This is a genomic window from Spirosoma koreense (genome assembly GCF_054777875.1).
The window spans coordinates 1-16,822 of the sequence record NZ_BAAHAC010000001.1; the positions used below are offsets into that span (position 1 = coordinate 1).

The window sequence follows — 16,822 nt, forward strand, 5'->3', positions numbered from 1 at the left end:
GAAGGGAGGGGTGAGTAAAGTGGCCTGGAGAAATGTTCGACGCTTCATGGCAGGGGATTGGGAGTCTAGCTGAACCAGCCGGATCTGGTTTAGTGGTTTACTGAAGTAAGTTACCAAGGAGCTCAATAGGCTTGTCGGGAATTTTAGTAAGCGGAAAAGCACGCCTGTAGTAGCTTAATCAGCAGCCCCTACCCTGTGCGCTTGTAAAGCCTGGATTGGTTACTAAACCCATGCGGCCAATCAATTGACCACTGGCACTATGTTAAACCAGACCCAGCAATAAACCTAGAATTAGAACACTCTTGTAAACACATTCATAGAGCTAAGAGCAAACCATTAATTTTTTGATTCCATCTTTTCTGGTCAGATTTGTTGAGCGAATGATTGGTTTCTTCATCGTACTGTAAACCCATGAGCTTGGCGTTGATTAGATGGAGCTGGAAGACTAAGTTTATTTTCTCCCTGTAGGTGTCTTTCAATAAGACTGTTGATAGGATAGCCTTTTTGAACTTTAATGCATGTATCCGGGCAATATCAAAATGGCCCTGTTCATGAACTAAAAGTTCATCGCTTCGCTGAGTCGGTTTTACCCAAGAGTTCCCTCTCAATCGAGTAGACACCTGCAGATTAAGACTGACCCGACTTCCTTTTATGGAAATTACTTTATAGGTATAGACAATCTGGTAATGGGTCGTAGCAGCATATTTCGAAGTGGGATCGACGGGACCACTAAAATCCTCCCATTTCAATTTACCATTTGCAATTATCTTGCTGGTATACGCTGCTTGGGCCTGACCGAGTAGAGGGCTAAAAGTTGTTGAAAGGAGCAATAGAATAAATTTGCTTTTGAGCCAACGTGGTAAAATCATATGAATTTGGCTATGAATATCCGTTGATGTCTATTACAAGATTAGTGGCAAAACTGATAAGCTTTCTGTTGTATAATCTGTTATATGATAGCCAAAGTACTAAAAATCAGACTAACTACTGTTTCAATAAAAGCCCGTTTTTGTGGACGCGCCCTCGTCTCAAGCGGGAGCCTTTTCTAAGATTGACATAAGGCCGTCAGCTTAGTAATACGTTAACTGGTTTCCTCCTTTACTTTTCAACGTGTAAAACAATTTACTGAGTTGAAAGAGTCTAACCAAGACCACTTCACCGCTACTTCACCAAAACAGACTCTGCTGTATCCTAATGCATCTTGGCATTTTGGGCTGGCTGTCGGCATAATCTGGCTGGGATTTTCCCGATCTTATTTTTTCCCGACTGACCTCTACCATCATCTGCATGGGGCTTCCGCAGGAGTATGAATGGGTCTATTGATTCTACAACTTATTTTGTGTCGACCTAGGCAATGGGCTTTGCATCGAAAATCGGTTGCGTCGTCGTACCCCCCATTTACGGACCGTAAGAAACCCCTTGTCTCAGGAGAGAGCGTTTTATGAGACGAATAGGTTTCACTAACTGTCAAGTTCGGAGCAGCCGATTTACTGAAATAGTTTTTATTTGCCCAGGATATTACAGGAATGATTTTAAGTTGTAAAAACCTGGCTCTCATTGATGACACTAGTAAATTATGGGGTCATTGCAGCAACATATCTGTCAGTGAGCAATTTCTTCATAAAGCAGTTGATGTCAAATTGACTAGCGATTGGCTTACCGGTAAAAGGAACCTGTGGCATATAGGGAACGGGTCCGAACTCGGTCGTGAATGTTAACAAATCTCTGTGCTTGAGTGCATTCACTTCCACGATTGCATCCCACCAGGCTAAAAACTGGTTAAGGGCATAAGCCCACTCCGGGGCTCTGGGATCGGCTACCTGCGGACCTTGTTCAAAACCTACGCGGGCATGAACGTGCCGGGTTCTGGAAATTGCCTCATTAAGAATAGGTTTGAAATGTGCTAACATACTTTCAGTAACACACACCCAGTGCGAAAAATCAGCTGTTATTTCCAACTCCGGCCGTTCCAGGAACAGATATTCCATGGTCTGTGGTGAATAACCCATTCGGCCACGGTGCGTTTCGTGTACGATCGGAATGTTTGTTTGGGCTGATATCTCGGCAGCAATGTCGACCAGAGCCAGGTTTTGTTCCGGCGTAAAATAGTCTCTGCCGGTATGTGAATTGATTAGCACGGGCAATGCGTCTGCACAGGCTTTCAGGTTTCTTTTGAAACTGGCCTGAAATTCGGTGAACGTATCACCTGCCGCTTCATGCTGATGAGCAACAAAGACAAGCCCTTTTTTTTCAAGGCTATTCAAAAAACGTCTTTTCGTCTTCTGATCCGCTGGAAACCAGGTATCGACGCCATCATAACCAGCCTCGACGATTTTATCGATAAAGTCATTCACTGGCAGGTGTTCATGGCCCCACTGTGGACTCAAGATCTTGATTTCCATATGTCAATTATGAATTCGGATGGGTAATGAAATCCAGGCCAGCCCAATATTTCGTCTCATATGGCTTATGCTTTCGCCCGGCGCTGCGTCATAGAGCAGCGCAAGCCTGTTTCCCATTGGAATGACCGTAGGCATGCCAATAGCTCCTTTGGACCAACTGCAGTTTTGTTTGTCCAGAACGATGGCTTTGTTTTCTTTTTGCCAGTGAAGTATATCCTTCGTCCAGTACACCCAGATAGCGTCTGTGAACTCGACTCCCTGTTTGGTAATACCAATGTGATTGGTGAACAGATACCATGTTTTCTGGTCCTTGTCATAATAAAGACTTGAGTTTTCGATCTGTTCCTCCAGCGGGAAGACAGGTGCCTCGATGATGTTCCAGGTGCTATTGAGATCCCGGGTTTTTGCCAACCCAATCGTTCGTTTCACCACTTTGTTCTCATTTGCCGAACCGCTGAAAAATTGTAAAAACTCATGGTTATACCTCACAATAAATCCAGGGCTAGCCGTCAATGCGTAAAACGTACCAGGCTTTGTCGTAAATGGTTGCAAGTCGTACTGTTTTATCCAGGGTCCTTCGATCGACGAGGCTCTGGCTTTCATGGTCAGATACGGAAAGGAGGGAATCCGATCGGGGGCAGGGGTTGCGTTTGGAGTACCCAGATAAAACATATGCCAGGTGTTTTTATCCTTTATGACCCAGGGAGATGACGCGCTTTTAGCGTCGTTTTTTGTCGAATCGCCCAGTTCAAGAATGGCCCCTTTTTTTGTCCACGTTATAAGGTCTGCACTGGTAGCAAGGCAGGCTTTCCAGCCATCTTTTCCGGCTCCGTCATAAAATAGGTAATAGGTATCACCCACTTTATTCAGTACAGCTTCTCTCGCTCCATATGCATCACAGCTGTCTTTTCCATCACCATAATGCAGCACTATACCCTGATCGGTACAATCAATTCGATGACGAGCCGCCGGTCGTCCATCAACGTAGCGTTCATTTTGAGGAAAGGCGTCTGGTGATCCTAAAAAACAGACGAATAAAAACAAAAGGGACAGGCGGTTTTTCATTTTAGATATAGCCTTGGAAAAAAACTTAACAAGTTTCGTATGTACTTGATCTATCCTGTTGATTGTCAAATTGTTTATACTTATCTGGTCATATTTCGCCCGATGCATTGTTAATCAGCTTGGTACTTACTGGGAGAAATTGTCCGACAGATCATCTGTCGGACATTTACGAAACCATCCTATCTATACTTGAAAATACCCATTCCGAACGGCAATAAGTTTAAGTCTTCATAAAGCGTTACAAATGGCAACGTAACAGGTTAAATGATTACGATTAGCTCACCTTAATTACGTGAAATGTCGTTGCGTTCCGGCAATCATGTTTCAGACTTATCTCGCCATCTGGGTTTGCTTTAATAATTTTAGTCTGGTGGTTGATGTGGATTCGGTAACGCGCATTCGGCCGTAGAGCGGTGATTCTAAATGTCGGTTCAGCCATTGATCGGGTTACCCAGGCACGAGAGTCGGGCTTCCAGGTTTTAATGTCAACCTGAACAAACGTATTAGCCGGAGCCGTGATCTGGAGCAGCGAACAGTCTTCATTGTGGTGAAAGTAGGTTAGCTTGTTGACTGCTTTGCTGACACCAAACCGCTCGTGGCTGGTAACGGAAAATTCCTTGGTACGCAGACGATACTGACCAACCCGTAAACTAACCTGATAGATTGTGTCCCGTAAGGTATACGTAAAGGCGGTACCATCGAGTGCTTTGCTCATATGCGGCTCAAGGCCCATGCGGTTCCATTTTGGCCGAATTCCGTAAATATCCCGATACAGGGCGGTTATCGTCGTGCTGATTCCCGCCAGAATATCATCGCCCAGACCCAGTTGAGTTTTGCGGCTGTAACGCTGGGACGAAAGCCCGTCTTTTCGGTACTGGGTAAGCAAATTGTTAACGTAGCGCAGGGCAATCTGGTTATTGTACGTGGCGTACGCCCGGATTCCCAGGTAACCCCAGGTCGGAAAAATATCGCCATTCTCATATTTAGGAAACGGCCAGTTTCCTCCCTGAACTTCTTCCCGCTTAAAGGAGTCAAAACAAAGTGGCCAGTGAAACAGCTTTTCCTGATCCATTCGCTGCTCAATCTGCCGGAGAATCTGGTTGATCCGCCGTGGATCATCACAGAGGCCAAAGGCAATAGCCGCAAAATTCACCGGAGTGACCAGGTTATCCCCATGCACCGAGCCATCCTGATCACGCCAGTAGACGTACTGCTGGTTGACCTCCGACCAGAAACCCCCTTTTTCCAGGGGTTGATTAAACGCCTTTTTCAACCGGGCGGCAATCTGCAGGTAGTCAGCCGCTTTCTGGCGATTACCCAGGGCTTTCTCACAGTCGGCCCAGAGGGTAAGCGATTCATACAACTGAGCGTTAACAAACGCATTTTCATAACTGGCCCAGACAATATCGACCCAGTCACTGGCCTTCTGTTCGGCAATGCCCGTAGTTACCATCTCGAAAATGCCATTCTGATTAGCATCCCGCCGAATCAACCAATCCAGGGCTTTTTCGCAGCTACTCTGATGTGAACGGAGCCAGGCCAGATTACCTGTCTGGGCAAATTGCTCACTGGTATTGATGACATAACCCGTCTGCGAATCAACTGTATATCCCCATTGGGCTTCGTAATATCCAGTTTCTTTATTATATGTCCCAGGTATTTCGTCACCCGGTGTGTTATGCCATCGCGATAGTACCCGCCCATCGGCCAGCATGGCCTGATCCCGTTCCTGATCGAGGGTAGCGGACAGGTTCCTGGTGTAATTGGGATCATTTAACGCCAGGCCAATCTGGGCAAAAAATGGCTCATGTAAGCACTTCCAGTTGGTCAGCCAGCCATTACCGCCGACAATGTTATTGTCGACAACCCCGTAGCGGCCTGTCGTGTTGAGCAGTTCGCGAACGGCCTGACTATCGATACCGGGAAGCCTGCCACGGGAGTAGTCTTTGGCATAATCTACATATTGCAATTCATATTCGACCGTTACTGCCTGATTTTGTGTCTTGAACCCCGAAAAGATGTCCGCTTTTCCGGCGACAAAACGGCTTAGGTCATACCTCGGCAGTAAGCCAGAAGGGGTTGCTGAATGCGTGCAGGTAAATTCGTTCTGCGGGCTGTGTGAGAATTTAGCAGCGAGTGAATCCTTCGAATGAGCCTGAATACGTAGCGCATGACCGGTTATATCATTCCAGAACGTAACGCCACCCGTGTGAACACCGTACGAATCATCGCGTTGTTTTAAGTATTTACACCACACTACTCCTCCATTATCCAGTATTCCTCCTTTCCACTGGCCCATACTCCTAAAATTCCATCGAGGAAAAGCAGTTTCCTGGAGCTCTAACGGGGTGCTATATACGCGGGTTATTGACCAGATGATTTTATCATTATGCAAATGAAAATGCCAGTCCTCGGTGATCTTATTCGCCGAATCCCCATAGGTCATGCCCTGAAGCGTAAGACCCGTCGAATCCTCATGTATTTGCGGCCGGACAAGCAGCTTTTGGGAAGTGTATTGTTTGCTGCCAATGCTTATACCAGTAAAAACTCCCGCTTTCGATAACGTATTTTCAGAATGGATTCGTAGCTCGTTGACTGTGCAACCGGTAGCGTAGTCAACGACCAAGGACAGTTTTTTATCTGGAACGGTAATTGTGATGGTGCTGGTCGTCCGGTTATGGTCAATACCTGGATTTTTAGCCTCCACAACCCAACACGCTGATTGGAAAAAACTTAGCCAAATAAGAAATCTCGGTCTTAAAAACATACACGTTCTATTCTGAATGAAACGGCCCGCTACAATGGTTCAAATACGCCTGGATCAGGAATGGGAGTAAATTAAAGGGGTTACTGCATCATTATTCAGTAAACTACCGATCGATAATTTAGCCACTTCGTCATCACTCAGGATATTCTGGGTTCCATTGAACGTGTTGCCATCAGGCATATAGGCGCAGGTCATGGCTCGTCGATAGCCGGGTGTCATGTTTGCGTGGGCACCGTGTATGGTTAGCCCATTGTGAAAGGAGCAACTGCCTGCTTTCATGGGAACAGCCACCGATCTGGTTTTATAAAATTGCGGGTAGGTTGTAAAAATAGCCCCCATATTCTTACCGATCCCAGGATTCTCAAAAGTGGTTTGCTGATGCGAGCCCGGAATAAAAAACAGGCAACCGTTTTCCAGCGTGGCATCATCCAGCGCTACCCAAATCGATAACGCCCTCCGGTCCGTGAACGACCAATACGGAGTATCCAGGTGCCAGGAAGTCGGATTGGCCCAGGGCTTTTTGATAAGTGCCTGATCATGCCAGATGCGTATCCCATCTACCCCTGCTAGTTGGGCTGCCATTTTGCCGATCCGCTCGTCGAACATAATTTTTTTGATTCCCGCATTGTCCTGCCAGAGATTAAGCAGTTGGTCAAATACGTTATCGTAATACGATTTGTCGGCATCATCTCCTTTGCCATACACCTCTTTCCGGCCCGGTAGCTTGTTTCCTTTCCTGTTCACTAGGGCTTCGTTCAATGCATTGCGCCACTCGGTTAATTCGTGCTCAGACAGGAAGTCTTCGATGACAATGAAGCCATTCTGTTGGTAGCTGGCAACGTCCTGAGGGGTAATTTGTGTTTTCATGATAATACTGGTTGGGTAGATGGACTCTACCGGTTTAGAATAATTGTTCTTCCGTAATTAGTTAAAAAAGATGCCGGCCAGTGCTGCGTTCGGTCCCCGCACATGATTCACTCGCACGCGAAGGGGACGATCCACTTTGAACCGAAGGTATTTACCATTCCCGTAATTGTCGATCACTTGTACGGGGGCCAGTAGTTCGAGCGTTTCAGCGTCAAACAATTCAATGGCCGAGCGCCTGCCTTTGCGATCCCAGTCCAGGAAATACAGCGTCAGGTAATACGATTCGTGGGTATGGCCAAAAACATCCAGTGTAAAGGTCTGGAGGGTGGCTTTAGGGTCTTGTGTGATGAATGCACTGGCCCACCTGCCCTGCGTTTCTTCCTGCTGTAAAGCACGGAGGTCATTCGTTTTAGCCTCCCATGACTGATTGATCGCTCGAACGACCCGCACCGAATCAATGTACGCTGGCTTTTTAAGTAGGTTGCCTTCACTTTTACTTCCCGCAAAAAAATACCCATCTTTCCCATAACGGTTTTTCCAGTTCCCACCAGTGATGGAGTCGACCGCAAATTCGGTTAGGGCGTATTGCCATTTATCGGAATGAGCGTCTACGGACGGTAAGGCTTTTCCATAACTTATCCGGATGGCGTAGCTGCCTGGAGAAAGGTTTTGAAGATAAGCGTACTTTTCATCTTCGGCCACGGCCCTGATTGGATGATTATTGACCGTTATCTGTTTGATGGGTTTACCGTTCTTGGGAAGACCCAGTTTGGTCGCTGTTGTGCCAACAGGAATAAGTACCTCGCAGTCACCGGTTACCGAATTAAACGACGCTGTTATTATCCCCCGGGGCGTGGGCACCGAGCCTTTCACGCTGAAAATCGATTCCGTCAAAAAGGGAATAATGCTAAACGTTTTAAAGCCGGCAGAAACAGGCCGTATACCCAGAATTTCATCGGATAACCATCTTGATACGCCTGCCCCCCAGGGGTGAGTTAAACTGGTATACCCACACTGATTATTGATCGGAGCACTGTTAGGGGCTAATACGTTGTTCCAGGAGGGCCGAAACACTTCAAAGAATGTGGTGCCTCCATACCTGATCTGCCCGCCCCACTGATCCTTAATGGTTGTGATCGCTTCGGTTTTATAGCCAGCCTGGGCCATCCCCTGCAGAATGAAATACTGATTGAAGGGCGAATAGGAAAGGCGGCTATTCCGATCCTCAAACCATTTTTTTGCCAGCGCCTGCACACGCGATGATTGATCAAATCCGGCATTGAAGACTTCAGCCAGTGCGTGCACGCCATAATCAGCGAATTGATTTGCCACAAGCTGCTGTTTTTTGGCAGTGGCGTATCGGCTGTATTTAGCCGCAAGAGCCGTGTCGCCAATCGACAGCATACACTGCGAAAATTTTGACCAGGCGTTGATGCATAACCAGCGATAAGTTCGCTGACTTTCGGCCATGTTAGGTCGTTCGAATCCCGCGCCCAGCCGCTCATCCCAACCCATAAAGCTCAGGTTGGGTAACGTATCAAAATGCCCAAAAGCCGTATCCAGTCGTTTAGTTGCGTTGTCGATGTAATCTTTGAAAAAGGTAGTGTCGCCGGTGTACGTGAAGTAATCCAGCAGTCCCAATACCCAGTACATCGAATAGGCTGGAATTCCATTATCCTGCGAAGCGGTAAAGGCTATGTTTTTTCGGATAAAATCAAAATTGCCAAACGCTACCATGGACGCGGCCTGCGAAGGGTATGCATCGCCCGTCCAGGAATGCCGGTCGCTCCGCTCCATCAGAATCGCCCCCAAATAATCCTGCAGCAGATTAAGCTTTACCGTATAGGCTCCCGTATACCAGATTCGATTGAGCAGCGTATCGTTGCAGGAAAAACTTCCGAGGTAATTAACGGGCTTTGTCTGGCAGATCAATCGGAAATTAGTCAGCTTCCAGGGTCTGGCGAACGTTTTTACGTGTAACCACGCAAAACGAACTCCCTCGTATAACTGATGATTCAATTCGAGTCGGTACGTATTACCATACCGTACGGGTTTAAGCGTTTTTACGGGATGCTGAGCACCCGCGTTAAGGATCGCCGGTTCGTTGTATTCGCTGATGCTTAACAAGACCTCACCCTGCAAATCGCCTGAATCAAATTCCAGCCATCCGGCATTTACCTGACCAAAATCGAATTGCAGCTCTCCCGTTCCCAGTATTGTAATAGCGGATTTCTCCAGCCGGAAAGCGCCTGAGGGCCGGGCGATCTGCTGGCGAGGAAACAACGGATAAATCTGTAAACTGTCGTCTGCTTTTGGGTTGTTCCAATGATAATTGATAATAGGATCGGGAGAAGTCTTTACCCGCATCGCCTTGAATGCGCCACCATGCAGGGGCAGATAAGGCTCCTTTGTCTGCCCCTGCCCTGACAAACTCCATAAGCAAAAGGCAAACATCAGTAGCTTGTTAGCGAACATGGGGTTTACTTTTTTGCGCTGTATTCTTTCAATGATCATGGCAACGCTCCCTGATTTGAACGGATTTACTACCCCACCTTGTCGATTTGATCCAGTCTGAGCCTTGGCCTGGAGTTACATTCATCTTTTCGGCCGCTAATGGCCTAATAGCCCGGATTCTGTACCAGCCTGGAGTTTATCTGCACTTCCCGGAAAGGTATTGGGTCCAGCAGCTTTTGCGGAGTGGCATTGAAAGCAGATGGAAGAATCCAGCCATACTGGGCTTTCAGCCGGTTCCCTTTGGCTGTCGCGGTTTCGATGGCTTTGCCAATCCGGATTAGGTCCTGCCAGCGATGGTTCTCGAAGGCCAGTTCATGCCGCATTTCATTCGATACAGTTTCCAGCGTAACGGTCGTTACTTCCGCCAAACCAGCTCTACGGCGAACCATATTCAGGTAGGGCAAAGCGGCTCCCCCTTTGTTTTGCTGCACTAAACATTCCGCCAGCAATAATAACGCTCCTGAATACCGGTAAACGGGAAAATTATCGGGCGTATTGAAGGCGATATCGTAAGGCGGGTGAAAATATTTACGAATCATGTACCGGTAGGCTTTGCCTGCTTTCGGAGTATAATTGACAGGTGAACCAATAAAGTCGGCCGTGAAATCTTCCACGCCACTAATGACTCCTTCTACAACGGCAATGGAAGCTGGGAGTCTTACGTCACCTTTCTCATAGGAAGCTACCATTTCGTCAGTCGGTACGTTCCAGCCGCTGAAGATATTCATCCGGCCACCATCGAAACCCATCAAAAACGTAGGATTCGTCACTTTAGGCATGAACTGCCAGGCAAAGGCGCTTTGCTGGCCACTAACCCGGTCTGCCATGTACTGCACGTCGAAAATAGACTCCTGGTGATTTTTGTTGGCGGGGTCAAACACTTTTGCGTAATCGGCCAGGAGTGTATAATTCATTTTGGTAATGTCAACCAGCTCTTTTTCCGCAGCAGCATAATCTCTGGTTTCTCCCGACATCAGGGCGTAGGCCAGTAGCATTTTAGCCGCTCCCTTCGTGGCCCGTCCGCTTTGCGGAAAACTGTTCACCGTGGGAAGCAGGTCGATGGCACTCTTTACGTCAGTTTTTATCTGGGCATACACTTCGGCGGGCGTATTCCGTGCCTGGAAGGATGCTTCAGGATTGGTTACTTGGTTTAGCTGAAGTGGAACTCCGCCAAAGTGAGTGACCAGGCTGAAGTAATAATAGGCCCGTAAAAACAGCGCTTCCCCGAGTATGGAATTCTTAACGTCATTGGATAAACTGGTATTGGCCGCCAGCCGGTCGATGACTGTATTGACGTAGGCTATCCCCCGATAACTGGCGTTCCACCGACTACCCGGTGCATTTGGAATACTGGAAACGGTCGCATCAATGGTGAACTGTGGAAACGCTTCCCTTGATTTTTCCAGACCACGGTTTGCCTGGTAAATAGTGAAGAAAGTATTATCCGAGCGCATCTCATCGTCGTACACCCCAACATCGGTAAGTTCCCGTAAAGGCGTGTAAGCTGCGTTAACGGCCTGTCTGAACTGATCCTCCGTTTGAAAAAAGGTAGCCGAACTTAAATTGGTCGGTGGTGTGAGGTCCAGAAAACTTTCTTTACAGCCTGACAGTAAGACGGCTATTAGTCCAATAAACATTATTTTTTTCATGATCGTCAGAAAAGTCAGGGTCAGAAATTAACGTTAACACCAAGGGTATACACTCTGGCAATAGGAAACGCGGTAAAGTCACGACCCTGATTGAGTCCATTTAAACCCGCCAGGCCAACTTCGGGGTTCATGCCCGGATACTTGGTAAAAAGAACTGGGTTCTGCGTGCTGAAATAAGCCCGGAAGCTTTTGATTGTCTTATTGTTGCTAATCGGAATAAGGTACCCGAGGGTGATGTTCTTGACGGCCAGATAGGTACCGCTGAATACCTGACGGGTTGAAAAATTCCGGAAGTCGGCGGTCGTGCCCGCCCGGGTTCTGGGATAAATGCCATCGCCCGGATTCTCGGGCGAACGCCACCGACGGGCCACTCCCTTCCGCACGTTAAAGACGCCGTCTATGTTTTCCGTCGATTGAAAAGCATCATCGGCAATGTCATTCCCAACGGTTCCGGCAACCACAATGGACAAGTCGAGCTTCTTGTAGCTCAACGTATTGGTCATCCCGTAGACAAAATCGGGGTTGGGATTGCCGATAAACGTCCGGTCATTAATGTCGATTTTTCCATCCGGCTTTCCATCCGGACCACTGATGTCCGCAAAACGGGCAGTACCTACCATCGACGTAGCCCCATGTGGCTGGCTATCAAACTCCTGCTGGGTCATATACACACCCGTGTTGATATAGCCATAAAACAGGCCGATCGGATGTCCCACCGCGGTTCGGTTGTCATCCCAGTACTCCTGATACCCCCCAATAGGGGCATCGTTGGTGCCGAGTTTACGAACAAGGTTACGGTTAAAGGAAATGTTGAAACTGGTGCTCCACGTAAACTTGCCTTCTATGTTTCGCGTATCAATGGCAAACTCATGACCCCAGAAGTCAAACCGGCCAATGTTTGATGAAACGGCTGAGTACCCCGACTGTACGGGAATGTCGATAGCATACAACAGGCCATCGGTCTTCTTTTTATAATAGTCGTAGGTAAAGTTAACGCGGTTGTTTAGGATCGAAAGATCTAACCCGAAATCAAAACCCGTTGTCGTTTCCCAGGTTAAATTGGAATTTCCAATACCCGCCAGAACGCGGCCGGACACCAATGCATTGTTAAATACGTAATTCGATGGGTTAACGCCGGCCAGGTACGTGTAGTTACCAATGTTGTTATTGCCTACCTGACCGTAGCTGGCTCTGACCTTAAGAAAATCAATGATCTTATAGCGATTCATGAACTTCTCATCGGAAACTACCCAGCCAAACGAAGCCGAAGGGAATGTTCCGAATCGCTTATCAGGCCCAAACCTTGATGAGCCATCGCTTCGAAAAGCCAGTGAAAGCAGATAATTTCCTTTGTAGTTATAATTCAGCCGGCCCAGGTAGCTAATCAATGAATAGTCACTGGCACCCACGTTTCCAATTCGGTTGGCTGCTACGTTCAACCACTGAACACTGTTGTCCGGGAACTGACTACCGTTGATGCTGCTATTCTCCATCTTGACCTTCTGGGTCGTATAGCCAAGAAGGGCTTCCAGGTTATGATTGCCAAAGGACCGGTTATAGGTCAGCGTGTTTTCGGATAACCAGGATAAATAATTGGCAGTATTGTAGCTACCACTGGCTGACGCTGCCGGTGTTGGTCCGCCTAAAATCGTTGAGGGTTGGAACAGCCGGTTGATATCATTACTGGTATTGATATTAATGCTTGACTTAAAATTCAGCCCTTTCAGTATCTGATAATCGACATACGCATTGCCGATGAGGACCATGTACTTAGCCGGATTCACCGTTTGCTTCAGTACCTGATAGTAATTTGGTGTTGAAAACATACCCGGTGGCGCAAACCCGATTGGATAGGTACCGTCATCATTTCTGTATTTCAAGGTGGGATCCGATAAATAGGCCACCTGAATGATGTTACGGCCTTCGCCCAAACCGGGGGTTATGTTGGTAACGTAGTGCGTAGCTGCCAGATTCAGGCCAAGTCTGAGCTTGGGAGAGACCGAAAAAATATTATTGGCTCGAACCGTAAAGCGACTGGCGGAATTATTGAGCATAACGCCATCCTGCTTATTGTAGCCTAAATGAACGGATGACTGAATGGTTTTGGCGTCGGTAGAAATGGAAAGATTATAATCCTGGATGGCGGCCGTTCGCAGTAAAACATCGAACCAGTTTGTACCATCGTTCGGACTGTATTGGGAAGGATTCTGGTATTGCTGTGGAACGCCACCCTTGTAGCCCTCGTACAGAGCGGCATCTTCGTAATATTCCTTTTTAAACTGCGCAAATTCCGGGGCATTCATTAAATCGGGCTTCCCTCGATCTGAAACGGACTGCACCCCAACAAAGCTGCTGAACTGGACAGTTCGTTGTCCGTTCTTCGCCTGCTTGGTCGTTACCAGAATCACGCCATTAGCCGCCCGTGAGCCGTAGAGCGAAGCCGCAGCCGCATCTTTTAAAACGGTAATTGACTCAATGGCATCCGGGTTTATTACGTTCAACCCACTCGTTGTTGGAAAGCCATCCACAACAATCAGAGGATTATTGCCCGCATTAATAGAGGCAGCTCCCCGAATCCTGATGCTCAATTCTGCGCCCGGCTGGCCTGTATTCTGATTAATTTGTACCCCCGCCAGTTTTCCCTGAAGCCGCTGGCTGATGTTCGTGGCGGGAATGTCTTTTAACTCAGAAGCTTTAATGTTACTGATAGCTCCAGTCAGTTCACGTTTGGTTTGGGTACCATAGCCAACCACGACCACCTCACTCAAGTTGGTTTCATCAGTGACCAGTTGAATGTCAAGCACATCAGCATTATTGATTTTTTCACTGACAGGCTGGTAGCCAATAAAGCTGAAGGTAAGGGTATTTCCTTTCACGGCTGGAATAGAGAAATTTCCTTCAACGTCGGTGATCGTACCAGTTGACGTACCGGCAACAACCACACTAACACCTGGAAGCGGAGCCCCCTGCACATCCCGAACAGTGCCGGTGATTTTTTGCGTTTGTGCTACTACGCTGCTATAGCTGAATAGCAGCATAATTATCATTAAGGTGATAGAACAGTGTGTCCAGCCACGATTGTAATGGTGTCTCATAAGGCTAAGGATTAAGGTCAGAAAATGCGATCTGTTACAGTAATTTTCTGATCCGAAATTACATTTTGCCAATATGGACAGCCTATAAATAGCCTATTTTTATGTCAAAAAGTACAAAAAAATGTTCAGTCCTGTAAATTTGGGCTCACGATGCAGTCTATTTAAGCCCGATTTTCGCTACGGGGCTAATACGTTGAATCATAAAGTAAAAATGGCATCGTTCTCCGGATGGGTTGTTTTACCGGTTGCCAGAGCGCGTAAAACCAAATGAATCGAACCCCTCATCGGATCGGCAACAGGACGATAGTTTTTATGTGGTTTGTACTTTTTGATAGGTAATGGACTGCCTATAAGAAGTCGTTGAACCGGGGCTTTGGATAAGACCTGCGACGAAGGATAAGGCAGTTAAAAACTATGTCGAACAACTTTTTCAAGTATCTGACTGTCGGTAAGACAGAAGAGCATTGGGGTTTGTATGTAACCACAGTAGGTTACTCGAAAGTTGAACCCAATCAACATTACCCCAACGAGCCTCATCCAGATAGTCATAAACTGACCTGGAACCGGGGAAGGATCCTCAACGACTACTACATCATTTTCATAACCAGAGGCAAGGGCGTCTTCGATGCGAAAGATTTGCAACCGACCGAAGTCAATGCGGGACAGTGTTTTTTTCTTTTTCCGGGTGTGTGGCACCGCTATAAACCCGACCTTAAATCGGGCTGGGAAGAATATTGGGTCGGTTTCAACGGATACTATATCCAGCAATTAATGGATAACCTAAACTTTAATCCGGGCAGGCCATTTGTGGACGTAAAGTCAAACAAAGAAATTTTGGTGCTCTTATACCGGATATTTGATCAGGTGAAGGCTGCTAGTGTTGGCTATCATCAGCAAATTGCCGGGATCACTTTGCAGATATTAGGGGTATTAAATACAGTGTCGAAATTTAAAGATTATGATCATGACCCCGTGGGAAGACTAATAGCTAAAGCTGAGTTTATCTTGCAGGAGTCCTACGAGACGCAGGTAGACGTAGAAGAGTTGGCCAGTCAATTACCAATGGGCTATTCTGCTTTCCGAAAAGCCTTCAAGCGTATAACCGGCGTCTCGCCTAATCAATATCATCTTAATCTTCGCTTGTCCCGTGCCAGAGACTTGCTCATCAATACGAATCTGAATATCAGTGAAATTACCAATCAGACCGGTTTTGAATCGGTTTATTACTTTTCAAAACTGTTCAAAAAGAAAAATGGTCTTTCACCCGTCGCCTTTCGAAAGCAGGAGAGTACATCCTGACATCTATCGGGAACGAGAGCCACTATGTAAACTACTTACTGGAACACGGTGGTGACGGTCAGCCGCTCCTGGCCCCATGGCAATTAGTAGAAAAAACGGCCCATTGTACGCCCGATGTATGCCAGGGGGATACCGGCCGCGTCGATAATAACTCACAGATGGGATCGCAATAAACGTCCAATTTATAGGTAGCTGCTTAGCCGGTCGAGTCAACCCCTGCATAACCTGCCTAAAATAAACCACCTACAAAAAGCGAACCCCCTTGGGCGATAACCTTTTGACCCTTAGTGAGTTTTATAAAGGAACAACTTCAGCTGATGAACGATGGATTTCCAGGAACTCATGCTTACCTACGGCTACCCCATCCTGTTTCTGGGAGTGCTACTGGAAAGTGAAGCCTTTTTATTGGTGGGGGTTTATTTGGCTCACCAAGGCTATTTTTCGCTACCGGTTGTCATTGGGCTGGCCGCCCTCTCTTCGTTTTGTGTCACCCAACTCTGTTTCTGGCTGGGCTATCGGTACGGTGCTGCCTTTATGCGCACCCGGCCTCGCTGGCAGCTTCGCTACCAGCGAATTGAGCGCTTGATGACTCGCTATGGCACGGGGCTGGTGGTGGGTTTTCGCGCCTTATATGGCTTACGGGGGGCCATACCAGCCGCGGTAGGGCTGGCTGGCTTTTCTGCGAGGCAGTTTATGGTCTACAACGCCCTGGGGGCGCTGGTCTGGGCGCTACTGATTGCTCTTTTAGGTAACAACTTAGTGCAAGGGTTTAAACAGCTCTATGATCGCCTTCACCCTTCCGATACACTAGTGCTTATGGTGATAGCCATCTTCGGGGGAGCCTGGCTACTTTACCAGCTTGTTAAACGATATGGCTTAAAAAAACAGCCAGTTGGTAAGGCTGTCATGGAGTCTTCATCCCATTCGGTTAACCAGGCTTCATAAAACTATATATCGGTCTAACTTAATCCGAAGCCTTCAGGCCTGGTAGGCGGGACAGCTTACCCACGCGGGCTATGGTGATGCCTACCAGCAGCATCACCATACAAATGAGTCAAAACGCATCGGGTATCCGGTATACCCGCGTGTTGGCATTGGGAGCATTGCCGGGCAGAGGGTCCAAAGGTTGGACAGGGTAAGCGTTACCAAATTGACTCAGTGACT

10 protein-coding genes are annotated in these 16,822 nt (G+C 47.4%); 2 read left to right on the forward strand and 8 right to left on the reverse strand.

Annotated elements, in window-relative coordinates:
* Window positions 1-314: 314 nt before the first annotated feature.
* The 8 genes from ACYVC2_RS00005 to ACYVC2_RS00040 form a co-directional block, all read right to left on the reverse strand.
* Complete coding sequence (locus ACYVC2_RS00005) at window positions 315-869, reverse strand: DUF922 domain-containing protein (RefSeq protein WP_461100202.1); 555 nt, start codon at window positions 867-869, stop codon at window positions 315-317.
* A 705-nt stretch (window positions 870-1,574) separates the two neighbouring features.
* On the reverse strand, window positions 1,575-2,402 hold the full coding sequence (locus ACYVC2_RS00010; RefSeq protein ID WP_461100204.1) for a sugar phosphate isomerase/epimerase family protein: 828 nt from the start codon (window positions 2,400-2,402) through the stop codon (window positions 1,575-1,577).
* Between the two features lie 3 nt (window positions 2,403-2,405).
* Window positions 2,406-3,575: a glycoside hydrolase family protein gene (locus ACYVC2_RS00015; protein ID WP_461100205.1), complete on the reverse strand. Its 1,170-nt coding sequence runs from the start codon at window positions 3,573-3,575 to the stop codon at window positions 2,406-2,408.
* 166 nt (window positions 3,576-3,741) lie between these two features.
* Window positions 3,742-5,766, reverse strand: coding sequence for an alpha-L-rhamnosidase-related protein (locus ACYVC2_RS00020; RefSeq protein ID WP_461100206.1), 2,025 nt, complete (start codon window positions 5,764-5,766; stop codon window positions 3,742-3,744).
* A gap of 522 nt (window positions 5,767-6,288) precedes the next feature.
* Entirely contained in the window at window positions 6,289-7,101 is an 813-nt protein-coding gene (locus tag ACYVC2_RS00025; protein WP_461100207.1) for a phytanoyl-CoA dioxygenase family protein, read from the reverse strand.
* Window positions 7,102-7,158: 57 nt separating this feature from the next.
* Entirely contained in the window at window positions 7,159-9,576 is a 2,418-nt protein-coding gene (locus ACYVC2_RS00030) for an alpha-L-rhamnosidase C-terminal domain-containing protein (RefSeq protein ID WP_461100208.1), read from the reverse strand.
* A gap of 143 nt (window positions 9,577-9,719) precedes the next feature.
* Window positions 9,720-11,252, reverse strand: coding sequence for a RagB/SusD family nutrient uptake outer membrane protein (locus ACYVC2_RS00035; RefSeq protein ID WP_461100209.1), 1,533 nt, complete (start codon window positions 11,250-11,252; stop codon window positions 9,720-9,722).
* Window positions 11,253-11,284: 32 nt separating this feature from the next.
* Window positions 11,285-14,302: a SusC/RagA family TonB-linked outer membrane protein gene (locus tag ACYVC2_RS00040; RefSeq protein ID WP_461100210.1), complete on the reverse strand. Its 3,018-nt coding sequence runs from the start codon at window positions 14,300-14,302 to the stop codon at window positions 11,285-11,287.
* Between the two features lie 471 nt (window positions 14,303-14,773).
* Here ACYVC2_RS00040 and ACYVC2_RS00045 point away from each other — a divergent pair, with 471 nt between their 5' ends.
* A complete protein-coding gene (locus ACYVC2_RS00045; RefSeq protein WP_461100211.1) occupies window positions 14,774-15,658 on the forward strand; it encodes a helix-turn-helix domain-containing protein in 885 nt (294 codons plus the stop codon).
* Window positions 15,659-15,982: 324 nt separating this feature from the next.
* The gene (locus tag ACYVC2_RS00050) at window positions 15,983-16,603 is read left to right on the forward strand and encodes a DedA family protein (RefSeq protein ID WP_461100212.1); all 621 of its coding nucleotides are present in this window, start codon (window positions 15,983-15,985) and stop codon (window positions 16,601-16,603) included.
* The last annotated feature ends 219 nt before the right edge of the window (window positions 16,604-16,822 follow it).